The organism is Bacillus massilinigeriensis (genome assembly GCF_900117315.1).
GTDB classification, from domain to species: Bacteria; Bacillota; Bacilli; order Bacillales; family Cytobacillaceae; genus Bacillus_BE; species Bacillus_BE massilionigeriensis.
Genome location: NZ_LT630337.1, coordinates 3,309,994 through 3,332,892 on the forward strand (window position 1 = coordinate 3,309,994; position 22,899 = coordinate 3,332,892).

The following is a 22,899-nucleotide window of genomic DNA, read 5'->3' on the forward strand; positions in this document are numbered from 1 at the left end:
CTGATTTTGAATCGCTACTTCTTTTTTCACACAACTATTTAATGAATGTCCGCATGACTCCATTTGGTACCCATTTTTGCATTTTGCGATAGGCTAGTCCATTAAGATAAAAGAAGAAGCTAATTGGACCACCTTTTTTGATTATCTCTTTGGCAAGTCTTCTCACATTTTTTTGTCTTCTAACCTTTTCATCGGATAAATAAACTCCTAATAAACCTCGATTGATTAACTGATGAAATCTCCGATGTGGAAGCTTTTCCGTATGACGATCTGCTTCTTTTAAAAAGTATTTTAACCGATTAAATAATGTTTCCTCATCTTCATAATAGAAGCAAAAGTTTAAATCTCCACCTTCTCGGTCCTCTTCTTGATCGATAAAATAATCAAGCAATATATGTAGACCCTGAATATATGGGAAATATCCTTTCATAATGCTATCTGCATGCTGTGGAGTAAAGTCATCTCTCTTCGCATATGATACTAGGCAAAATACCCCAAGAGTTGAACCAGAGCAAGCAGAAAATTCATACCATTCCATCTCTGGTATCACTTGTTTATAGCGATTAAACCATTCTTTTAATCGAGGGATGCGCTGCTCTTCTTTCACATGCTTATTTACTTGTAAATCACAGTAATAGTGACACAGTTCAAGCAAGGGTTTTTGAATATAAGGGTAGTTATCCATCTTCCTCAATACATCGCTACATGTTTTCGTTAAATCCTTTAAATAACCCCCATCATCCTGATCATCACGATAGCGGTAATAGTTTTTCGGTTCTGCCTCAGGAGATAAGGCATCTTCCATTGAATCATGCAATGCTCTGAAGTCATCTGGATCAAGCGATGTACTTCGATCGCATAAGTTGTCTAAATAATCACTAATCGTTTGATAAGCGACAATAAATTTAATCGCTTCTTTATAATGTTCATTAGCTAAAAGGGATAGGATAGAACCCCCTTCGCAATGAAAGGTTTTTTTATCAATACTGGCCAAGGCTTGCTTCCTTAATTCCTGGTTTGGAATGGCTCCTGCTCTTTCTTTCCAATAAGCAAGCTCCTTATGTACCACTGGAAAAACTAACCGGTAAACCTTGGACATTAAACTAATTGGCATGGTTGGAATAACCATACTAGAACACCTCTTTTTCCCTCATTCAGGAGGCAGGAAACTAAAGCATGAACGATTTCACTCGAAAATAATTTGTTCTGTTCTTAAGAATCATTAATAGTGAATATTGATTGTATTAAACAATGTAGCCAATCGCTCTAAGCTGACTGTCAACAAAATCCTTTGCGTAAACGAAAATCTCATCACGCTCAGGCTCATTAAAGATTTCATGATAGCATTTTGGCCATTCTTTAAATCGTTTCTCAGATAATTGAACTTGGTTAAACCATTCTTTCACTGACTGCTTGTTGACAATCCTATCATCGCCCCCCTGCATCACAAGCATTGGGACATCTTGAATTTTATTATTGTTTAGAAATGCAAGCTTCACAGCAGTCAGTAGTTCGCGATACCACCTCACTGATACCTTTGTCACATAGAGCGTATCGTTCATATCGGCCTCTTGAACATCTAAATTTCTTGTTGCTTTATCTATCGTCAAGCCAGGACTTATTCTGAGACTTGGGAAAATAGTATTTAGAGGATAGGAGAGTAAGTTCAACCATTTTGAAGGGGCAGTTAATAGACCTAAACATGGTGATGATAAGATAACGCCTGCAAGGTTCAGCCTCTCCTCCTGTAACATTCGAATCGCGATGAGACCACCCATGCTGTGACCTAGTAAGAATACTGGCAATTCAAATTGATAGGCCGCTTGAATCCAATCCTTCACTTCAATTATATATTCATCAAATGAATCAATATGACCTCTACTTGACCTTGTCGTCATTCCTTGTCCAGGAAGATCTCCCATGATCACATGAAAACCAGACAAACGCCACATTTCAATAAGCCAGCCATAGCGTCGGTGATGTTCAAACGCACCGTGTATCATTACAACGACACCCTTTGCTTCACCTTCTGCTTCCCATTTCCACATAATTATTCCTCCAATGACTTTTGTAGCTCCTTTTTAATATACAACAAAATTTGTTCATGTGCCTAAAAACAAGATGTCTAACCATTGACATTCCAGAACCTATGGCTCAACTATTGGAGAAAACATGTTAAAATAAACATATTACGAAAATGAAGGGAAGAATTTCATGTTATACCCATATAAAAATAAACAACCAATAATTGCAGATAGCGCTTTTATAGCAGATTACGTTACGATAACAGGGGATGTAACTATTGGAGAAGAATCAAGCATCTGGTACAATACTGTAATCCGTGGTGATGTTGCTCCAACCATAATTGGTAATAAAGTGAATGTCCAGGATAACTCTGTCCTACATCAAAGCCCAGATAATCCTCTGATTATTGAGGATGAAGTTACTGTTGGACATCAGGTAATCCTTCATAGCTGTATCATTCGCAGAAATGCATTGATTGGTATGGGCTCCATCGTGCTTGATAATGCCGAAATCGGGGAAGGTGCCTTTATCGGTGCTGGCAGTCTTGTCCCACAAGGGAAAAAGATTCCACCCAACACTTTAGCATTTGGACGGCCCGCTCAAGTAGTTCGCGAATTAAATGAGGATGACATTAAGGATATGGAAAGAATTACTCGAGAATATGTTGAAAAAGGACAATATTATAAATCCATACAGGAAAAGTAAATAGTAAATTTAGCATTTCCCCAATTGATTATTCCGTATACTTGGGTAACATTCCCACCTTGAATAACCATGATTATTTACCGATATATATGTAGGATTATTTCAACAAGAAAAGACTAAACTCAGGGTCGATGAAAAAGTAGCCAATTTACTTTTATCGTTTTCTTTTTGTATTTAAGGTGGTGCCATGAAAATTTTATTGTTTTTTATTATTCTTTTGTTTTTATTATTTACTTATTTGATAATTAAACTGAAAAAGGGAAAGAACCTTTCCAGTTCACTTTCCTTGTTTATTATTATTTTATTTATTATTGTATTTGCCTTTATTTTTGATAATCGAAAAACGGGTAATATTGCCGAAGCTGTCGAGAGATTGAAAAATATTATTCATTCTCCTATTGTTCAGACCAATTCCTTTTTAGAGGATAATTTCAACATGTCCATCATTAAAATGGAGGAAACCGTATTAATTAATGCAGAAGTCATCTCTCAAATGCCTGAGCTTCCCCGCGGTTGTGAAGTTACTTCCCTGGCAATGTTGTTAAATTATTCAGGTGTGGATGTCGATAAAATGACCTTAGCAAAAAAGATTGAGAAAGACCCCACTCCTTATCGCGAGGAAAATGGCAAGATATATTTTGGAAATCCAAATGATGGGTTTGTCGGGGATATGTATACCTTTGAAAATCCCGGTCTAGGAGTCTATCATTCTCCTATTAAACAACTAGCTGAAATCTACTTACCTAATCGGATAAAGGATTTGACTGGCTCTGATTTTCAGGAATTGAAGATTCATCTTTCTGATCGAAGACCTGTTTGGGTTATTATCAATACAGCCTATAAAAAACTCCCAGCTGAATATTTTGAAACTTGGTATACCAAAAAGGGGAAAATCAAGATTACCTATAAAGAACATTCTGTCCTCATTACTGGATATGACAGTCAATATGTTTATTTTAATGATCCCCTAACTGGTGAGAAAAATCAAAAGGCACCTTTAAAGGATTTTGAACAGGCATGGATTCAGATGGGAAGACAGGCTATTACTTATCTTCCAAAGAAATAAAAAAGCTGACCTTGAAGGTAAGTAGTTCAGTTTTAAGGTAGAAAATATAAATTAACACCACAATTTTGAGTCCAATTCGCATAAGAATTGGACTCTTTATTTTTGTTGATATAACAATGTTTGTTGTCAAAATGCGTATAAAATAACACGAAAATTGGCATACTAATTAGTAGGTGGACAATGGCTGTTGGTCATATGCCAAAAATTATGCTAATTTTGTTGTTAATTTTAAGTCGAAAGTTGTTATAATTTGAATAAGGAGGTTGATGTGCGGTGAAGTTCATTAAACCCAAGAATACCAATGCAGATAAGGTTGATTGGCTGATTTCCGAAAGGTCTCAAGCCATTGTGAAATATTATGCCGAATACACGCAATATAGCGAAAGTGAAGTTGCCGATAAGTTCTTACAAAATATCCTTGATGATAAAGATTTCATTAAATGGATTGAGCAAAAACGAAATAACAAACGGTTAATAAAACAGATGGAAATTGAAGAAATGGTGAAGGTGAATTCCATTGGCTAATTTGAAGCGGTTGTCTAATAAACAAGACTCAGTGGTATCGGTTGTTCCGCCTTTATCAGATGGCGACATCGAAGATAGAAAAAAACACTATGGCATTTTAGACACCACAAAATACGCTAAAAGATACAACCATTTACTTTTTACTCCTGTTCAATTTCATTGGAATGATAAGACATTTCAAATTCAATATAACTTTTGTACAGACCCATTCTGCAAATGGTTTGGAAAAGACCAAGAGCGGTTTGAAAAGGTGTTAAACAAACCAAGTCGATATAAATTAACTGGAAGTACGAAGAACCGAAGTAAGGTTATTAGGTGCAATCCTGACCCCGTACAGCCGAATGTAGGTGTTGTATCGGACATTAGTTCCTATCCTTATTCTAATTGGTCTATCGCAGAAGAAATTAGTCGGCTTGTCAGAATTGAAACAGTTCAAGATGTTGAACCAGATTATGTGTTTCATAAAGAAGGCTGTATTAACGAAGGCTTTACCCCTTTTGACCATAAAAAAGAGTTTTATAAGCAAGGGAAAAGTACAAGTAATTCTCAAAGGTGGCAATGTAAACAGTGTAAAAAAATCACCAATGTTTTGCCGAACAGAAAACAATCAACCACCTATCACCAACAAAGAAATGACATACTTCCTACATTTGCAAAATTGCTGTTAAATAAGGTTCCTATCAGTCGTGCTTGTGAAATTTTAGATATTGGGGTTGGAACATATTATCAAAAGTTAGAATGGCTTTATCGTAGATGTTTAGAGTTTTTAGACAGATACGAAACAAAACCTTTAAAGGACAAGCATTTTAAGGAAATGTGGCTAAATACTGATAAGATGCATTATTTACTCAACAATGTTCGGAAAAAAGGTCAAGGTGGAAGTGAATTTCGGGGATTGGAAGACTTAAATTTGCAAACATATATTGTCGTTACTTCGGAGGTTTTTTCAAGATATGCCTTTCGTTCTGATGTTGCTTATGATTGGGATATTACCTTTGAGGAACTGGCTTTGGACACCATTCAATATAAAGATGACCGCTTGAATGAGTTTGCCAAGAAAAATGCAAGGTTGGATTTTTCTCATTACCCCCAAGAACCACCTAAAGAGAATGAAGAAGAATATGCTCGATATACGCACGACATTAATAAAATCAGGCACAGAAGTCAATATGTAGATGGTCTGCACGTCAACGCAACTTACACGAATATTGCTCATTATTGGCTGATAAAACAGCTTGTAAAGGCAAATGAATGGCGAATGATTAGCGATAATGACAGTTCAATCAAAACAGCTTTCTATCGTGTTTTTGCCAAAGAAATCAAACAATACGATGCCCACCACTTTCTAAGTCTTGTTGACCGAGAAAAATCAAGAAAACAATGTTTGCAGGAGTTTGAAGATGCAAAACAGGATTTGCTGGAGTGGGGTTTTCAGAGTGGTTATGATACAAAAAATTTAAGGATGTTGGCTAAATATTATTTAACCGAACTGTTTAGCCGACACACTTTTCACGAACAAGTCTTAGAAGAAAAAAAGACCTTTAATAAATATGCCAACAATCCAATTGAACATCCTTTGGCATCAAAAGATAAAGGCTTTCACTTGGTTGATTGCACAACAGACCTTTCTTCCTATGAGCCAAAAGATATTGCTGAAATGGTGTTAGAGGTAAATGATAATGCCACCAATGCTTATATCCAACAAATGAGAAGAAGGCTATCCATTCTTGAAAGACCTTTAATGACAGCGAGGGGCGAAGGAAAAAGTTATATATATGCAAACTTCAATCCGAAGTACGCACAATATGCTTTGACCATTTTGAGAACTTACTTTAACTTTTGCTTACCATTTAAAACTGCCGATGGTAAGAAACTAACTCCTGCTCAACGACTTGGCATTGTAGATAAAGTATTTGATTTGAATGATATAATTTATTTAAGATAAAAAGCTCAGTGAAATTTATTCACCGAGCTTTTCATCTGTAATAATTTCATATAAAACTTTTGAGTCTTTTTCAGATAGAAAGGTGTTTTTGCTTATACTGTCAATTCTAACTCTTATCTTATTGTTTGAAGTAATCCAAATTGCATAACTATCATTAATTTTAAAATCAGGATACGTGCTTTTATCACTTGCTTCTTCCCATCTTGCTTTCTTAAAGATTTTAAGAACATTTTCAATTTTTTCTTTGTCAGTTATCTCTTTAATAACCTCATATTGTCCTTCTGTTTCAGTAAGTTTTTCAATTATTAATTTATCTTCAGATTTAATGTTTATTTGTTTATTACATCCAACAACCGAAGCTATTGCTACAAATATAAGTAAAAAGACAAATCCTTTTCTCATAATACACCTACCTTTTTGGTTTAATTTCTTTCTATATAGACGAGCAATTCCCTAAAAAGGTTTCTTTCCCTTGAATTATAACACTAAAAATAGCATCAGCTAAAACTGATGCTATTTTTAGTGTTAATTGTCATATCTTTTTGTAGCCAAATGGCAGGATATTTCTTATTCTTTTTATGATTTTCTACTTCAAAACTGAACTACTTACCTTGAAGGTCAGCTTTTTTCATGCAATTTTATGATTGAAAAGCTTTTTCTTTAAAGTATTCCTTTTCAAATGAGTATTTTTTCTCCATATACACCTGATGCCAAACCATGAACATAAGTACAGTCCAAATCTTACGGCTATTATCCGCCTTCCCTTGGCAATGGTCTTCTAATAAGCCTAACACATAGGCTTTGTTAATCAGATGGTCTGTATTGCTTTCACGGATGATTGTTTTTGCCCAATCATTCATTTCATCCTTTAACCAATGACGAATTGGAACCGGGAAACCAAGCTTTTTGCGATTCAAAACATGATCAGGTACAACGCCTTCCACTGCTTTACGTAGGATATATTTTGTTGTACCATTTGTAGTTTTTAAGCTTGTAGGAATTTTTGATGCAACCTCAAAAACCTCTTTATCTAAAAATGGAACACGAAGCTCTAGCGAATGAGCCATTGTCGTTTTATCTGCTTTTAATAGGATATCTCCACGCATCCAGGTATGAATATCAATGTATTGCATACGATCAACTGGGTCGTAACCGCGGCTTTCTTCATATAGCTTTTTCGTAATATCGGTATAATTTAATTCTTTTTTATAAACATTTAGTAACTGTTCCTTCTCAGACTCTAAAAACATTTTAGCATTACCGATATAACGTTCCTCCATTGGAGTTAATCCACGTTCAATAAAGCTTTTTCCTCTCATTCCTTCAGGCATCATCTTTGCTATGAGACGTAGGAATCCTTTGAAAACGGAAGGAATTTTATTAAACACCTCTAAGTCCTGTGGTTCACGATAAATATTGTAACCACCAAATAGTTCGTCTGCCCCTTCACCTGATAGCACAACGGTTACATGCTTACGTGCTTCTCTGGCAACGAAATATAAAGGCACACAGGCAGGATCTGCTAATGGATCGTCCATATGCCACATGATTTTTGGAACTTCATTCATATACTCCTCTGGAGAAATGACATAGCTAAAATTCTCGACTCCTAATTTTTCAGCTGTTTCTTTCGCTACATCAATTTCACTGAAGCCATTGCGCTCAAAACCAACTGAAAAGGTTTTAATTGCTGGGTGAAATTCCTTGGCTATGGAAGCAATGATGGAGGAATCAATCCCCCCAGAAAGGAATGATCCAACTGGAACATCAGCACGCATATGCTTTTCCACAGAATCAAATAATACATCTCTAATTTCCTTTACAAAATCCTGCTCAGATTTCTGTACCGGGTGAAAAGCTGCCTTCCAGTAGCGTTTGATTTCCATTGGAGATCCGATTTTTTTCGTGAAATAATGACCTGGCTCAAGCTTGGCAATTCCTTCTGACATCGTCATTGGCTCAGGAACAAACTGATAGGTTAAATAATGCTGTAAAGAGTCGTAATTAATTACGTCATTTTCTAATGCTAGAAGGATACTTTTCTTTTCTGAAGCAAAATAGATTTTTTCCCCATCTTCATAGTAAAAGAATGGCTTAATACCAAAAGGATCTCTTGCACCGTATAGAGTTTGCTCTTGTTTATCCCAAATGACAAAGGAAAACATCCCACGAAGCTTTTCTGCAGCTTTTTCTTTTATATGGCTATAAAGAGCAATGATAACCTCTGTATCAGAGCTTGTTTCAAAGGTCAAGCCTTCCTTTAAAAGCTCCTCTCTTAATTCCACGTAGTTATATACTTCTCCATTAAAAATAATCCAATAGCGTTCGTTCTCATAGGTTAATGGCTGATGTCCGCTCTCGATGTCAATGATACTTAAACGGCGGAAGCCGAACTGAATATGATCATCATAGAAATACCCATCATCATCTGGCCCACGGTGGGTAATAATTGTATTCATATTTTCAAATAGTTGTTTTTGCTCGTCACGATAGTCTTGTGCCTTTTCATGCACACATCCAATAAAACCGCACATATGTAACACCTACTCCATTTCTTACTATATTAATGAAGGAATAAATCCCTCTTTTATACTGCTTAAAAAATATACTCTCTAATACTACCACTATTTATTTTAAAAATGCACTAGGAATAGAGAAAAGGTAGTGGAAAATTAATGGAATTATTAAATGAAATACCCAATTTTTTTGCGGAATAATCTCACACTCACAACTTTAGACGAGGAATCAAAAATAGGAGTTACAAATTTTTGTAACTCCCAATGATTAAATGTTTTTATTATTTTAATGCTTGCGCTTTTAAAGCCTCTGCTTTGTCTGTTTTTTCCCATGGAAGATCTATATCATTGCGCCCAAAATGACCATAGGCAGCTGTTTGCTTGTAAATCGGTCTACGTAGGTCAAGCATCTTTATAATTCCTGCTGGACGAAGATCAAAATTCTTGTTAACAACATCGATTAACACATCTTCTGATACTTTTCCAGTACCAAAAGTATCAATGGAGATAGAGACAGGTTTGGCAACCCCTATTGCATAAGCTAGCTGAACCTCCACTTTATCAGCAAGACCCGCAGCAACGATATTTTTCGCTACATATCGAGCGGCATAAGCAGCTGAGCGGTCAACCTTTGTAGGATCCTTCCCAGAGAATGCTCCGCCACCATGACGAGCATATCCTCCATAAGTATCAACAATGATTTTACGTCCAGTTAACCCTGCATCCCCTTGTGGTCCACCAATTACGAAACGTCCAGTAGGGTTAATGAAGTATTTTGTATTCTCGTCGATTAATTCTTGAGGAACAACTGGATTAATAACATACTCTTTAATATTGCGTTGGATCTGTTCCAAGCTAATTTCAGGATGATGTTGGGTTGAAATAACAATGGTATCAATACGAACTGGCTTATTATTTTCATCATATTCAACTGTTACTTGTGTTTTTCCATCCGGACGTAAATATGGGAGGATGTCTTCTTTACGTACTTCTGCTAAACGACGAGAAAGCTTATGGGACAAAGAAATTGGTAGTGGCATAAGCTCCTTTGTTTCATTACAAGCAAAACCAAACATTAAGCCTTGGTCACCAGCACCAATCGCTTCAATTTCCTCATCTGACATTTGACCTTCACGTGCCTCTAAGGCCTTATCAACACCCATAGCGATATCAGGAGATTGTTCATCGATAGATGTTAATACAGCACATGTTTCTGAATCGAAACCATATTTAGCACGAGTATATCCAATCTCCTTAACAGTTTCACGAACAATTTTTGGAATGTCTACATATGTAGAAGTAGTAATTTCACCAGCTACTAGCACAAGCCCAGTAGTAACAGATGTTTCAGCAGCGACACGAGCATTTGCATCCTTCGCTAATATTGCGTCTAAAATCGCATCAGAAATTTGGTCACAAATTTTATCCGGATGACCTTCAGTAACTGATTCAGAAGTAAATAATCGCACGTTTATTGACATCTGACTTCCTCCTTATTTATCAAAAATAGAGCTATGGCTTTTTATACCTTGACTAGCTCTTCTAATATTTGATACGGAACTCATTCCCTTAGTAGTATGGAATAATCAGGGAGTATTTATGATAAAAAAGAAGAAAAGTATGAGAGATAAGTAAGACCTTCATTCTCATCATTTTTTCCTTTTCATTTTATTATTGTAAAAAATTCCCCCACATAGCCGTATAAAAGTCGCATTTCATTGCAAACGTAAAAAAACCTTTCCATCATGAGGAAAGGTTAATAGCAAAGTAATTTGCGCCTTTCACTCTTATCGTTCAAGGACTTAATCCTTGCCTCAGGTTAGCACCTTTGCTCTAAATCGTCTTCAAAATAACGATTTGTTTACTAAATTAACATATACAATAAGCAAACAAAAGGTTCATTATTATTGAAAATTCACATAAAGCAGGTTGCTGGGTTTCATAGGGCCTGTCCCTCCACCAGCTCGGGATAAGAGAGTATCCGTTCAAATTAAAATCATATCCTATTGTATCAATCAATGTCAACAGTAATCATAAAAAACATGAGTAATAGTTGTCCACATTATTTCCCTTATATATGTTATATTTATTTCTTTCTAATATCTTCCTTCGAAAATTTTTTAAAAACATCCAGAAGCATTCAATTTAAACATTCCATACAGAACAATTGTTAATATCATAATAATAATTGGAATATTATAAAATCACCGAATTGTTACAATTTTGTAACGATACACGAAATGTTCAATAAATTAGTATAGATTATTTATGTTAATGTGTTATACTATTTAAGAGATGCATTCACTTTCAAAAAAATGGAAAAAGGAAGGTATTCATCATATGAACTCAGTAGGGATATCCAACCAATTAAACGAATTGTTAAAGGGAAATAACATTCAAATTCAATTATCCGTTCCACAATTAGTGGAAAAAGTGTTAAGACGTAAAGAGGGGTCTTTATCATCAACAGGAGCTGTTTGTGCTACAACTGGAAAATATACAGGGCGTTCACCTAAGGATAAATACATTGTTGAGGAAGCTTCAGTTAAGAGCAAAGTGGACTGGGGCAGTGTAAATCAACCAGTATCAGAAGAAGTTTTTGATCGCCTTTATAATAAAGTAATTAACTATTTAAAAGACAAAGAAGAAGTATTTGTTTTTAAAGGCTTTGCAGGAGCAGATAAAGAATACCGCCTTCCAATTCAAGTAATTAATGAGTATGCTTGGCACAACCTTTTTGTTCATCAATTATTCATCCGTCCAACAGAAGAAGAACTATTGGCACATACTCCAGAGTTCACCGTTATTACTGCACCAAACTTTAAAGCAGATCCTGCCATTGATGGGACTAAATCTGAAACATTCATTATGATTTCCTTTGAAAGACGTACTGTCTTAATCGGGGGTACTGAATATGCCGGGGAAATGAAGAAATGTATTTTCTCTGTCATGAACTATTTACTACCTGAACGAGGAGTTCTCTCTATGCATTGCTCTGCAAATGTTGGTAGAGAGGGAGATGTCGCATTATTCTTTGGTTTGTCAGGTACAGGAAAAACCACGTTATCAACGGATCCAAACCGCCGTTTGATCGGTGATGATGAGCATGGCTGGTCATCTAATGGTGTGTTTAATATTGAGGGTGGTTGTTATGCCAAATGTATCAATCTATCTCGAGAGAAAGAACCCCAAATCTTTGATGCCATCCGTTTCGGGGCAGTATTAGAAAACGTAATCGTGAATAATGAATCTCGTATTGCTGACTATGATGATAGCACATTAACTGAAAATACACGTGCTGCATATCCACTTCAAGCAATTGGTAATATTGTGGATCCAAGCGTTGCAGGACATCCTAATACTATCGTATTCTTAACCGCTGATGCCTTTGGAGTTCTGCCTCCAATTTCTAAATTAACCAAGGAGCAAGCAATGTACCATTTCTTAAGTGGTTACACATCTAAGCTTGCAGGTACTGAGCGTGGAGTAACATCACCAGAAGCAACCTTCTCAACTTGCTATGGTTCACCATTCCTTCCGCTTCCTGCAACTCGTTATGCGGAAATGTTAGGAAACAAAATTGATGAACAAAATGCCAGAGTTTACCTAGTTAACACGGGCTGGACAGGTGGAGAATACGGCGTTGGAAGCCGCATGAAGCTTTCCTATACCCGTGCAATGATTCAAGCTGCTCTTGAAGGTGAACTAAACCATGTCGAAACGGTTCAAGACGAAATTTTTGGATTGAATATTCCAATCCATGTCCCAGGTGTACCTGATGAAGTTCTTCAGCCAAACAAAACATGGTCTGATGCAAAGGCATATGAAGCAAAAGCTAAGGAATTAGCAGATAAATTCCGTAATAACTTCAAAAAATTCTCAAGCGTTGCCGCTGATATTGAAGAAAAAGGCGGACCGATTGCCTAATGGACTAGAAAACAAAAAAAGCAATTGCTTAATGCAGTTGCTTTTTTGTTTTGAATTATGCTTAATTTGTTGAATTTAAAGACACTAACTGGTATGTAATTTTGGTTTGATTTTTTTCCCACTCAACCTTCTGAATTAAAGCTGTTCCATTTAAATCTCCGTCAATCGTGCGCTTAACCTCTAAAGGAATTGCAATTGGATATAGGCGATATCCTTCTTTGACAAGTGAAAATAGATTTTCCTCCAACCGTTCTTCTCTTCCCTTTGTAACAATCATCGTGTTTAGTTCTAAAGGCATTCCCATGAACATCACCCCAAATTATTTCTTACTCGTTATTTTAACATGAGTTACTTTTGTTTTTCATCCATTTCGTTAAATCTGATAATACTTTTCGATTCGTTGCTGGTGGGAAGTAATGAGTAAATTCTTTAAAGTACCAGCATTCGACCTCTTTTCCTAATGCTTTCAATCCATTTTCAAGACGGTATGAATGTTCAATGGAAACATTTTGATCTTTCATTCCATGTATGATTAATGTTGGAGCAAATATATCCTCTAAAAAATACAATGGTGTACGATACCGATATCGTTCAGGAAATTTATTCGGAGTCCCGCCAATTACCCTTTTCATCATTTTTCTTAAATCGACCCGTTCTTCATAGGTCAAGAACATATCCGTCACTCCACCCCAACAGACAAGGGAAGAAACATTCTTACGAAATTGAATAGCTGTTAACAAAGCCATTACTCCACCTCTAGAAAACCCAAATAGGTGAATATGTTTGACACATGGATGCTCTTGTAGAAGACGAAAGGCAGAGAAGGCATCTTCTCGGTCTTCCCCGGCAAAATCCTCGTTCCCCTCGCCCTCCTGATTCCCTCTATAAAAAGGAGCAAAAACAACAAAGCCTTCCGAGGCAAATTGGACTATTCTCCCTGGTCGAACCATACCTACACTCTTAATTCCCCCTCGTAAATAAAGAAGACCATTATTTACTTGTTCCTCCTTCGGTTCAGCTAACAGACCTTTTACTCTTAAGCCATCAGATAAATAGGTGACAATCGATAGTTCAATGTTGGGATTTGGCGAAGGAAAACGTTGTTTATTTACTATTTTCATGAAATTATACTCCTTTAAAAGACTTTCTAGAACAAATCCTAATGTGACATAGGCATTCACACATTTTTATTAACCTTCATACGATATGTTAAATATTCATATCAAAAGACATGAAGCTAGGAGGACACATCTATGAAAAAGTGGTTTAAAATTGGCTTTTCATTTCTTATCATTGCCATCCTTATTATACCTATTGCAGCCTGTAGCAAAGAGGAAAAAACTTTAAAAAATGTTCGTGTCGCTGAGGTTACCCGCTCCATCTTCTATGCTCCTCAATATGTAGCAGTAGAAAAGGGGTTTTTTGAAGACGAAGGTCTTAAGGTCAAGGTGACAACGGTCCCTGGAGGAGACAAAACAATGACTGCTCTTCTATCAGACGGAGCTGATGTCGCATTAGTTGGATCTGAGACTTCCATTTATGTTCATGCCCAAGGATCCAGTGATACAGTAATCAACTTTGCTCAACTCACACAAACAGATGGAACCTTCCTTGTATCCCGCAAAAAAATTGATCACTTCTCTTGGGATCAATTGAAGAGTACCACTTTCCTTGGTCAACGAAAAGGTGGTATGCCACAGATGGTCGGTGAATTTGTTTTGAAAAAGCATGGAATCAATCCACAACAAGATTTGAAACTCATCCAAAATATTGACTTTGCCAACATTTCTACAGCTTTTGCCTCCGGAACTGGGGACTTTGTCCAATTATTTGAACCAACCGCTTCCATTTTTGAACAAGAAGGAAAAGGCCATATCGTCGCTTCATTTGGAACAGAATCAGGTCATGTCCCTTATACTACCTTTATGACAAAGAGCAGTTATTTAAAAGAGAACAAAGAAACCATTGAAAAATTCACTCGTGCGATTTATAAAGCCCAACAATGGGTGGATACTCATAGTGCTAGGGAAACAGCTGAGGCCATCCAACCATTCTTTGAGGATACTGAACTCGACCTAATCGAAAAGGTTGTTGATCGCTATAAAAAACAAGGATCATATGCAACAAACCCTATATTAGATGAGGAAGAATGGAACAATCTACAAAATATTATGGATGAAGCTGGTGACCTTCCTAAACGTGTAGATTACACTACCTTAGTTAATACAGACATTGCAAAGGATGTTATTAAATAGCTTTCCACATAAAAGGAGGCCGTGACATGAATTTTTTAAAACTAGAAGGGGTTCAACACTCCTATTTTTCAAAAAGCACAGCAACAACGGCTCTCTCCGATATTTCACTTGATGTTTCGGAAGGAGAATTTATTTCCCTTCTTGGTCCAAGTGGATGCGGTAAAACCACCTTACTCTCTATCATTTCCGGATTAATTGAGCCAAGTGAAGGAATTGTCACACTTGAAAACAAACCCATCAAGGATTCCGGAAATAAAATTGGATATATGCTTCAACAAGATTATCTTTTTCCTTGGAAGACAATAAAGGAAAATATTTTATTAGGCTTAAAACTAGGGAATCGCTTAAATGAGAGTAGCAAAGAGTATTCACTGAATTTACTCAAACAAATGGGACTCCAGGGCTTTGAAGACCAGTACCCAAAACAATTATCTGGTGGCATGAGACAGAGGGTAGCCCTTGTCAGAACCTTATCTACTGACCCAAAGCTATTGCTATTGGATGAACCATTTTCAGCATTAGACTACCAAACGAAGTTAAACCTAGAGGATCTTGTATCAAACACACTTAAAGCCTTTAATAAGACAGCAATTCTAGTTACCCATGATATCGGAGAAGCTATTGCGATGAGCGACCGGATTTACCTTCTTTCTGCACGACCAGGCAGGATATTTCAAATATTCACTGTTCCTCGAGAGCTTCGTGACCTGTCTCCTTTTCATGCCCGTAATCATGAAAGCTATTCGGAAATATTTCAAATAATATGGAAGGAGTTGGAGTCAATTGAATAATTCAACTTCTACTTCGAGTAATATCAAACTCCTTCATGAAAAGTATATTCAAGCTCTAAATCGGGAAAAAAGATGGGTAAGATTTTATCAATTGATTATTTTTGTCTTATTTTTTTCCGGCTGGGAGATAGCTAGTCGTCAGAAATGGATTGATCCTCTTATCTTTAGTTCACCTTCAAAGATTTGGGTATTACTTACTGATAAGATTCAAGATGGCACAATTTTATCCCATCTTAGTGCAACTCTTTTTGAAACGATTCTTGGATTTATTTTAGGGACCCTTCTTGGTACATTGTTAGCAGCTCTTTTATGGTGGTCCCCATTCCTCCAGAAAATTTTGGACCCTTACTTAGTGATCTTAAATGCTATGCCTAAGGTCGCTCTAGGCCCAATCCTAATCGTAGCATTAGGTCCAACCTTTAGTTCGATTGTGGCAATGGGTGCTATAATATCAGTTATCATTACAACGATTGTTGTTTATACGTCTTTCAAAGAAGTTGACCCAAACTATTTAAAAGTTTTACAAACATTTGGGGCCAGCCGATTTCAAAGCTTTAAGGAGGCAATATTACCTGCATCCTTTCCAACGATTATTTCTACTTTAAAGGTAAATGTCGGATTATCTTGGGTTGGGGTAATCGTTGGGGAATTCCTTGTATCAGAAAGGGGTCTCGGGTATCTCATCATTTATGGTTTCCAAGTGTTTAATTTCTCCCTTGTTCTAATGTCGCTGTTAATTATTGCCGTTTTTGCAACCATCATGTATCAGCTTGTCGAACTACTTGAGAAAAAATTGATAAAGAACAATTAATTATGAATTACCACCATATACAAAGAAACAGAGGTACCCCTTATGATGGTCACCTCTGTTTTTGTTTTTCTATATATTCTATCGCTCTAGCAACGACCTCATCCTTCATTATGAAACTGTATTGGGAATGAAATCGTTCCTCTAACAATTGGTCACCTACAAGCACTGGACCATTTGTTTCAAAATAGGTCTCTGTCTTTTCAAGCCTTTCCACTTCAGCAGAAAAAATCGCTTTGACAAATGATTGATTTTGGCTCTTTACTTCGTACTCACCAATATACTCTAATTTTCTAATGATTGCACCAGTCTCCTCGAATACCTCACGGGCTGCTGCCTCTTCAAGTGTTTCACCCATCTCTAGCTTTCCACCCGGAAACTCTAAGCCACGCTCCTTATGATTCGTCAAAAGCCACTTCTTTTGATATCGGCAGATAATCAATACATGCTCTGGTCTTTGTTTAAAGGAATGTCGATGAAAAGAAAGACAAACATCTCCTCCGTATGCATCTTTAAAGTTCTCCATATGAATCTCTTCTCCCAAAATAGTGTTAATCCTATTATATCGTGTTAGAAAAAACATAACAAAAGGCAGCTATTTTACTCCATCTTTTTCTGGTAACTATGCTCCAATTAGCCCTTGTCTAATATCCCCATGCCTTGAATATGCTGTTTTGCTGGTTCATCGCCAAGCTTATAAATCATTTGATAAATATCTATTAAATTTCTGTCATAGCTATCGTTTTCACGATCATAATGATATTGGACATAGGGAACATGAGCTCTAAAAAAGTTTTGCCATTCAGTTGAATAATTTTGATCAAAAAGTTCTCTTAAAGCAATAATTTCATCATCAGTCGCTTCAATTTTAAAATTCCAAGGTGAATCCGAACTACTTTGCGATATTTGACCTGAACCAACTTCAATGTAATAAGTTTTTTTCTGATTGGACATCCCAGTACACTCCTCTTTTTCTTCCTTAATAATCGTTTCCCACAAAAAATAAGTTTTATTCCATTGCGGATTATTCCATATGGTTTCTTTATTTTTGTATAAAACTTCTAATCAAGGGGATTCACTAAATATAATGAAAAGAAAACAATCTTTTTAAGGTGCTTTTACTTGAAAATAATCTTTCTTTCGTTCATTATTTCTATAAACAGAATATCTTAAATAATTTTCCCTTATTAAAGGAGGCCACCCAAGTGAAAATAATTGATGATTTATATGAGCTTTATCGCAATAAGCTTACGGGTGATGAGGAAGATATTGATCTATTAGCTTTTGCATTTTTAGAAGAAATGACAAGAGATGATTTATTAAAGATGATCCATGATTTAAATGATCAAGAGCTATATAACTTGATTGGGATTTATTTAATTGAGAGCTTAAAAGGAAAATTTGCTCAAGAAGAATATGGGCAAAAAAAGGCTTCCTACAACAACCAGGGGCATTTACATTAATACATAACATTCCATATCTTAGAAAGAGACAGATTGATATATCTGCCTCTTTTTCTTTTGTCTATATTTTGATTCTGTTTACCACATTGATTATCAATTTTTATGTTAATAAGATTGCGTTTAAGTGATGACCTTGGACAAATATCCCATCAATATAGCTAATTTATGTTAAAATATTGGCAAGTGGGGGGATGAATATGAAAATTGTTTTAATCATTTCAATAATTATTGTATTAGTTGTTTTATTACTGGCTGTGTTAACGACATCTAAGGCATATACTTACAAACACACGGTCGATCCTGTAGAAGATAATCCGAATATTCAAAAGGATCGAACTAATGATGACTCCATCAGTCATAACCAATAAATGAAGACCATACTAATTTGGGGGTATCCCCCCAATTGGTATGCTCCTCAAAAGTAGTGAGGTATTTCAATGAATATCTTTACAATATTAGTGGGGATTATTTTTCTCGTGAACGTATTATTAGCGGCCATCGTTATTTTTCTAGAACGAAGAGATGCAGGTTCTACTTGGGCATGGTTGCTAGTCCTTTTTTTCATACCTGGCTTAGGATTTTTTTTATATTTATTATTAGGTCAAAATCTAACTCGAAGTCGCTTGTTTCAATGGGAGGATAAAAAGAAGGTTGGAATTGAGCAGTTAATTTCAAGTCAAATTCAACAGTTAGAGGGGAATGAATTTGAGTTTCGAAGTGATACAGCAAAGAGCAGTCGGGATATGATTCATATGCTCCTTATGAATAACGACGCCGTACTTACCCAAGACAATCGAGTTAAAATATTTACCGATGGACAAGAAAAATTCACTTCCCTTTTGAAGGATATTAAATCAGCAAAAAACCATATTCACTTGCAATACTATATTTTTAAAAATGATGGGATTGGAAAAGAAGTCATCGAAGCCTTAACAAGGAAGGCAAAGGAAGGGGTTACTGTCAGAATCCTTTATGATGAATTGGGATCCCGAAGAATTCCCAAAAAGGCTTTTAAAAACTTGCGAGAGGCTGGAGGGGAAGTGGAGGTCTTTTTCCCATCGCGTTTTCGGTTTTTCAATCTAAGAATGAATTACCGTAATCATCGAAAGCTAGTAATCATAGATGGAAAAATTGGTTATGTTGGGGGATTTAATGTCGGCGATGAATACCTTGGTCTAAATAAAAGATTTGGATATTGGCGGGACACACATCTACGAATAACCGGGACAGCTGTTCATGCAATTCAAACTAGATTTATTCTTGATTGGAATCAAGCCTCTTATCGACATGATATTAATTACGAAGCTAACTACTTTCCTGAAGAGGATTCGACAGGTACAGTGAGCATGCAAATCGTAACAAGTGGACCTGACTCTGAATGGGAGCAAATTAAAAACGGATACATTAAAATGATTTCATCTGCAAGAAGATCAGTCTATATTCAAACACCTTATTTTATTCCGGATGCAAGCTTGTTGGACTCACTTCGAATCGCTGCATTGTCAGGAGTGGATGTTCGAATTATGATTCCAAATAAACCTGACCATATGTTTGTTTACTGGGCTACCTATTCCTATATTGGTGAAATGCTAAAGGCGGGTGCTAAAGTATATATTTATGATAATGGCTTTATCCACTCTAAGATGATCGTGGTTGACGGGAAAATTTCCTCTGTTGGGACAGCCAATATTGATGTTAGAAGCTTCCGGTTGAATTTTGAAGTAAATGCCTTTATTTATCACAAAACAACTGCTAGAAGGCTAACAGACAGCTTTAGAAAGGACGTACAATTATCCTATGAGCTAACCATGAAAAAATATATGCAAAGACCATTAATTATTCGCTTTAAGGAATCTATTTCAAGGCTGATTGCACCCATTCTATAAAAAAAGGATGTCTCAGGAGAATTCCCTGTGTGACATCCTTTTTTCATGATAGTAATTGGTTTTTAAGCAAAGACCTGTTTCAAATCTTCCTTGCTTTGTTCAAGCCAAAAACGCATCAAACGCTTCGCTCCTTCAAGATCATGAAGCTTTGCTTGTCCGCATTGCTTTTCATTTGCAGCTGGAATATCAGTGATTTCAACTGCTTCCTTCATAGTATCTTCCAATAAATCGATAATTTCCTCTACTGTTGGTTCACCGCTTACCACAAGGTAAAAGCCAGTTTGGCAACCCATTGGTGAAATATCAATAATATCAAAATGATCATATTTTGCGCTATATTTTCTAATATTAAAAGCTAATAGATGCTCTAATGTATGAATGGCATCTGGTTTCATTGATTGTTTATTTGGTTGGCAAAAGCGAATGTCAAACTTATTCACAATTCCATCTGAGCCAACATTATGAACTCCGCAATGTCTTACATATGGTGCTTTTACTAAATTATGATCTAATTCAAAGCTTTCTACTGAAGGCATTTATCATCACTCCTATATATTTATGGTTGTATCTCTAGGAGATTTTAATTAAAGTTCATTCCAAGATACAATAATGTTTCCTAAAAACCCACTCTTATTATAGCGTAAATTCCAAGTAAATTCATCAGGACAATACGAATTTCCATTTTTAGACGAATGTTGTTGAAATGTGATATGATTTTTGTAATAAGAAGAAAGAGAGATGTCCAATAATGATTCAGAAACTCATGGTGGCTTTGATACGGTTTTATCAAATTGCTATCTCACCATTAAAACCACCGACTTGCCGTTTTTACCCTACATGCTCTCATTATGGACTTGAGGCCATTAAACGTTTCGGGCCACTAAAGGGAGGATGGCTGACTATCAAAAGAATATTAAAATGTCACCCGCTTCACCCAGGGGGCTTTGACCCGGTTCCTGAAAAAACGAATTCAAAAACGTCTAAAGGTCATAACCATTTGTGACAAGATCTAATTTACCTGTTTCGGGATCAATCACCAATCCATGTACCGGAACGTCATTTGGTAGCAAAGGATGGTTTCTAATCATAGCAACACTATGGGCTACGCTCTCAGAAACATTATCGAACCCGTGAAGCCATTTATGAATATCAATTCCGGAATAATTTAAGGTATCTAATGTTTCTTGGTCGATGCCCCTATCCATCATTCCTTGAATGACATCCTCTGATTTCATTCCACTCATCCCACAATCATGATGACCGATGACCAAAACCTCATGGGCTTGCAATTGGTAAACAGCTATTAATATACTACGCATGATACTTCCAAATGGGTGCGAAACAAGTGCCCCTGCATTCTTTACTAATTTCACATCCCCGTTACTGAGATTTAGTGCTTTTGGCAATAGTTCTAAAAGACGTGTATCCATACATGATAAAATGACCATTTTCTTTTGGGGATATTTCGTGGTCGCGAACTCTTCATATTTCTTTTCTTCTACAAAATGTTGATTATATTCCAAGATATCATCTAAAAGACTCACCAAATCACATCCTCTAATAAATTTTTCCTTATTCATATAGAATACATAATTAAGACAAAATTAGACAATCTTTAGCCCTTGATTTTTAAAATATTTTTATGTAAGATTATCAATATTAAATCGTAATGATTACGGATTATATTTTTTTAATTTTTAAATTGGGGAATTTTATAAAGAGTTGGATTTTGTGTCTTTCGAGAGGAGATTTAAATGAAACATAAATTTACCGCCCTTATCTTATTATTTATTAGTGTAATCTTTATTATTTCTGGGTGCTCTAACCCAACTAATACTAAAAAAGCAGGAAACAAGGATAAGCTCATCGTATATACAACGGTTTACCCATTACAATATTTCACCGAAAGAATAGGTGGAAAATGGGTTGAGGCAAACACAGTATATCCTCCTGGAGCTGATGAGCATACATTTGAACCAACGCAAAAGGATATGATGAAGTTAGCTGATTCCGATTTATTTTTTTACATTGGCTTTGGGTTAGAAGGCTTTGTTGAAAGTACTAAGGATACATTAAAAAATGAACAAGTTCGATTAGTTGCAGCAGGTGAAAAGGTACACATGGATTCAGATTCCTCAAAAGAAGAAAATCACGAGGAAGAAGATGGTCATGATCATGGGGACGTAAACCCACACATTTGGTTGGACCCAGTCTATTCAAAGGATATGGTTCAAGTAATTGAAAAAGAACTAATAAAAGCCATGCCTAAGCATGAGAAGGAATTTGCTGCCAATAGTAAAAAGCTTCTAGATGAATTAGACAAATTGGATGCACGCTACGAAGATGTGATTGCTAAAGCCAATAACAAAGAGATCATTGTATCTCATGCAGCTTTTGGTTATTGGGAAAATCGATATCATCTAAAGCAAACAAGTATATCCGGTTTATCAACTTCCAGTGAACCATCTCAAAAGGAATTGAAACAAATTATCGCAATTGCAAAGGATAAAAATATTAAGTATATTTTCTTTGAGCAGAATGTCACTTCCAAGCTTACTAAGATTGTCCAAAATGAAATTGGTGCAAAGCCGTTAACCTTACACAATTTATCGGTATTAACAGATGAAGACATTAAGAAAGACAGAAATTATATGACAATTATGTACGATAATTTAGATGCACTTGAAAAGGCTCTTCAATAATTGATTACTTCCATCCATTCTCAAGTATGTGTGAGAACAAACCTTCATATCCTAATGATGTATCCCGTATAAAGGAGTGATACAAGTTGGCAAAGGATGTTTTATGTGAGGTAAATAACTGTGCCTTTTGGGAGGATGGAAACCTTTGTGGAGCTAATCAAATTTATGTAGTTAGCCAAACAGGAGAACAAGCAGATACTTCAAAGGAAACGGATTGCAAAACATTTCAACCTTTGAGTTAAAATGAAAAGGCTTTAGGCCATCTTCCAAAACGGATAATGGTCT

General features: G+C 36.0%; 25 protein-coding genes and 1 riboswitch. Of the genes, 14 read left to right on the forward strand and 11 right to left on the reverse strand.

Features of this window, described 5'->3' with window-relative positions:
• Positions 1 to 34: 34 nt before the first annotated feature.
• Both BQ6100_RS16410 and BQ6100_RS16415 read right to left on the reverse strand, forming a co-directional pair.
• The gene (locus BQ6100_RS16410) at positions 35 to 1,129 is read right to left on the reverse strand and encodes a tetraprenyl-beta-curcumene synthase family protein (RefSeq protein ID WP_075982657.1); all 1,095 of its coding nucleotides are present in this window, start codon (positions 1,127 to 1,129) and stop codon (positions 35 to 37) included.
• Positions 1,130 to 1,244: 115 nt separating this feature from the next.
• On the reverse strand, positions 1,245 to 2,048 hold the full coding sequence (locus BQ6100_RS16415) for an alpha/beta hydrolase (protein ID WP_075982658.1): 804 nt from the start codon (positions 2,046 to 2,048) through the stop codon (positions 1,245 to 1,247).
• Between the two features lie 166 nt (positions 2,049 to 2,214).
• Here BQ6100_RS16415 and BQ6100_RS16420 point away from each other — a divergent pair, with 166 nt between their 5' ends.
• From BQ6100_RS16420 to BQ6100_RS16435, 4 genes are all read left to right on the forward strand, one after another.
• Entirely contained in the window at positions 2,215 to 2,730 is a 516-nt protein-coding gene (locus BQ6100_RS16420; protein WP_075982659.1) for a gamma carbonic anhydrase, read from the forward strand.
• Between the two features lie 187 nt (positions 2,731 to 2,917).
• A complete protein-coding gene (locus tag BQ6100_RS16425; protein ID WP_075982660.1) occupies positions 2,918 to 3,796 on the forward strand; it encodes a C39 family peptidase in 879 nt (292 codons plus the stop codon).
• 273 nt (positions 3,797 to 4,069) lie between these two features.
• Entirely contained in the window at positions 4,070 to 4,321 is a 252-nt protein-coding gene (locus BQ6100_RS16430) for a hypothetical protein (protein ID WP_075982661.1), read from the forward strand.
• The gene (locus BQ6100_RS16435; RefSeq protein ID WP_075982662.1) at positions 4,314 to 6,266 is read left to right on the forward strand and encodes an insertion element protein; all 1,953 of its coding nucleotides are present in this window, start codon (positions 4,314 to 4,316) and stop codon (positions 6,264 to 6,266) included. Before BQ6100_RS16430 ends, BQ6100_RS16435 begins: the two co-directional genes overlap by 8 nt.
• Positions 6,267 to 6,281: 15 nt before the next feature.
• Here the strand turns inward: BQ6100_RS16435 and BQ6100_RS16440 are convergent, their stop codons facing one another.
• The 3 genes from BQ6100_RS16440 to metK form a co-directional block, all read right to left on the reverse strand.
• Positions 6,282 to 6,668, reverse strand: a complete 387-nt coding sequence (locus BQ6100_RS16440; protein ID WP_075982663.1) for a hypothetical protein — start codon at positions 6,666 to 6,668, stop codon at positions 6,282 to 6,284.
• A gap of 236 nt (positions 6,669 to 6,904) precedes the next feature.
• Positions 6,905 to 8,800, reverse strand: coding sequence for an asparagine synthase (glutamine-hydrolyzing) (gene asnB / locus BQ6100_RS16445; protein ID WP_075982664.1), 1,896 nt, complete (start codon positions 8,798 to 8,800; stop codon positions 6,905 to 6,907).
• A 263-nt stretch (positions 8,801 to 9,063) separates the two neighbouring features.
• Complete coding sequence (metK, locus tag BQ6100_RS16450) at positions 9,064 to 10,263, reverse strand: methionine adenosyltransferase (protein WP_075982665.1); 1,200 nt, start codon at positions 10,261 to 10,263, stop codon at positions 9,064 to 9,066.
• A gap of 303 nt (positions 10,264 to 10,566) precedes the next feature.
• A riboswitch (SAM riboswitch) is annotated at positions 10,567 to 10,758 on the reverse strand.
• A gap of 364 nt (positions 10,759 to 11,122) precedes the next feature.
• On the opposite strand from metK, the gene pckA reads away from it, so the two are divergent.
• Complete coding sequence (gene pckA, locus BQ6100_RS16455; protein ID WP_075982666.1) at positions 11,123 to 12,709, forward strand: phosphoenolpyruvate carboxykinase (ATP); 1,587 nt, start codon at positions 11,123 to 11,125, stop codon at positions 12,707 to 12,709.
• Positions 12,710 to 12,770: 61 nt separating this feature from the next.
• On the opposite strand, the gene BQ6100_RS16460 is transcribed toward pckA, so the two are convergent.
• Positions 12,771 to 13,013 (reverse strand): DUF2584 domain-containing protein, encoded by a 243-nt coding sequence (locus tag BQ6100_RS16460; protein ID WP_075982667.1) that lies wholly within the window; start codon positions 13,011 to 13,013, stop codon positions 12,771 to 12,773.
• 34 nt (positions 13,014 to 13,047) lie between these two features.
• On the reverse strand, positions 13,048 to 13,830 hold the full coding sequence (locus tag BQ6100_RS16465) for an alpha/beta hydrolase family protein (RefSeq protein WP_075982668.1): 783 nt from the start codon (positions 13,828 to 13,830) through the stop codon (positions 13,048 to 13,050).
• Between the two features lie 132 nt (positions 13,831 to 13,962).
• Between BQ6100_RS16465 and BQ6100_RS16470 the strand changes: the two genes are divergently transcribed.
• The 3 genes from BQ6100_RS16470 to BQ6100_RS16480 are packed head-to-tail and all read left to right on the forward strand — an operon-like array spanning position 13,963 to position 16,566.
• Complete coding sequence (locus tag BQ6100_RS16470; protein ID WP_075982669.1) at positions 13,963 to 14,964, forward strand: ABC transporter substrate-binding protein; 1,002 nt, start codon at positions 13,963 to 13,965, stop codon at positions 14,962 to 14,964.
• 26 nt (positions 14,965 to 14,990) lie between these two features.
• On the forward strand, positions 14,991 to 15,755 hold the full coding sequence (locus tag BQ6100_RS16475; RefSeq protein WP_075982670.1) for an ABC transporter ATP-binding protein: 765 nt from the start codon (positions 14,991 to 14,993) through the stop codon (positions 15,753 to 15,755).
• The gene (locus BQ6100_RS16480) at positions 15,748 to 16,566 is read left to right on the forward strand and encodes an ABC transporter permease (protein ID WP_075982671.1); all 819 of its coding nucleotides are present in this window, start codon (positions 15,748 to 15,750) and stop codon (positions 16,564 to 16,566) included. Before BQ6100_RS16475 ends, BQ6100_RS16480 begins: the two co-directional genes overlap by 8 nt.
• A gap of 49 nt (positions 16,567 to 16,615) precedes the next feature.
• On the opposite strand, the gene ytkD is transcribed toward BQ6100_RS16480, so the two are convergent.
• The gene (gene ytkD / locus BQ6100_RS16485; protein WP_075982672.1) at positions 16,616 to 17,089 is read right to left on the reverse strand and encodes an RNA deprotection pyrophosphohydrolase; all 474 of its coding nucleotides are present in this window, start codon (positions 17,087 to 17,089) and stop codon (positions 16,616 to 16,618) included.
• A gap of 107 nt (positions 17,090 to 17,196) precedes the next feature.
• Positions 17,197 to 17,517, reverse strand: a complete 321-nt coding sequence (locus BQ6100_RS16490; RefSeq protein ID WP_075982673.1) for a hydrolase — start codon at positions 17,515 to 17,517, stop codon at positions 17,197 to 17,199.
• 251 nt (positions 17,518 to 17,768) lie between these two features.
• Here BQ6100_RS16490 and BQ6100_RS16495 point away from each other — a divergent pair, with 251 nt between their 5' ends.
• The 3 genes from BQ6100_RS16495 (at position 17,769) to cls (ending at position 19,912) form a co-directional block, all read left to right on the forward strand.
• On the forward strand, positions 17,769 to 18,026 hold the full coding sequence (locus tag BQ6100_RS16495) for a DUF6154 family protein (RefSeq protein ID WP_075982674.1): 258 nt from the start codon (positions 17,769 to 17,771) through the stop codon (positions 18,024 to 18,026).
• 197 nt (positions 18,027 to 18,223) lie between these two features.
• Positions 18,224 to 18,394: a YtzI protein gene (gene ytzI / locus BQ6100_RS16500; RefSeq protein ID WP_075982675.1), complete on the forward strand. Its 171-nt coding sequence runs from the start codon at positions 18,224 to 18,226 to the stop codon at positions 18,392 to 18,394.
• 69 nt (positions 18,395 to 18,463) lie between these two features.
• Positions 18,464 to 19,912, forward strand: coding sequence for a cardiolipin synthase (gene cls, locus BQ6100_RS16505; RefSeq protein ID WP_075982676.1), 1,449 nt, complete (start codon positions 18,464 to 18,466; stop codon positions 19,910 to 19,912).
• Positions 19,913 to 19,974: 62 nt separating this feature from the next.
• Here cls and BQ6100_RS16510 read toward each other — a convergent pair whose 3' ends face one another.
• Positions 19,975 to 20,448 (reverse strand): S-ribosylhomocysteine lyase, encoded by a 474-nt coding sequence (locus BQ6100_RS16510; protein WP_075982677.1) that lies wholly within the window; start codon positions 20,446 to 20,448, stop codon positions 19,975 to 19,977.
• A gap of 212 nt (positions 20,449 to 20,660) precedes the next feature.
• On the opposite strand from BQ6100_RS16510, the gene yidD reads away from it, so the two are divergent.
• Positions 20,661 to 20,915: a membrane protein insertion efficiency factor YidD gene (yidD, locus tag BQ6100_RS16515; RefSeq protein WP_075982678.1), complete on the forward strand. Its 255-nt coding sequence runs from the start codon at positions 20,661 to 20,663 to the stop codon at positions 20,913 to 20,915.
• On the opposite strand, the gene BQ6100_RS16520 is transcribed toward yidD, so the two are convergent.
• Complete coding sequence (locus tag BQ6100_RS16520; RefSeq protein WP_075982679.1) at positions 20,893 to 21,456, reverse strand: beta-class carbonic anhydrase; 564 nt, start codon at positions 21,454 to 21,456, stop codon at positions 20,893 to 20,895. The two genes, yidD and BQ6100_RS16520, sit on opposite strands and share 23 nt — an antisense overlap.
• 210 nt (positions 21,457 to 21,666) lie before the next feature.
• Between BQ6100_RS16520 and BQ6100_RS16525 the strand changes: the two genes are divergently transcribed.
• Both BQ6100_RS16525 and BQ6100_RS16530 read left to right on the forward strand, forming a co-directional pair.
• Positions 21,667 to 22,614, forward strand: coding sequence for a metal ABC transporter solute-binding protein, Zn/Mn family (locus BQ6100_RS16525; RefSeq protein WP_075982680.1), 948 nt, complete (start codon positions 21,667 to 21,669; stop codon positions 22,612 to 22,614).
• An 86-nt stretch (positions 22,615 to 22,700) separates the two neighbouring features.
• Positions 22,701 to 22,856 carry a DUF1540 domain-containing protein gene (locus tag BQ6100_RS16530; protein WP_075982681.1) on the forward strand — a complete coding sequence of 52 codons (156 nt, stop codon included), beginning with the start codon at positions 22,701 to 22,703 and terminating at the stop codon, positions 22,854 to 22,856.
• Positions 22,857 to 22,899 lie beyond the last annotated feature (43 nt).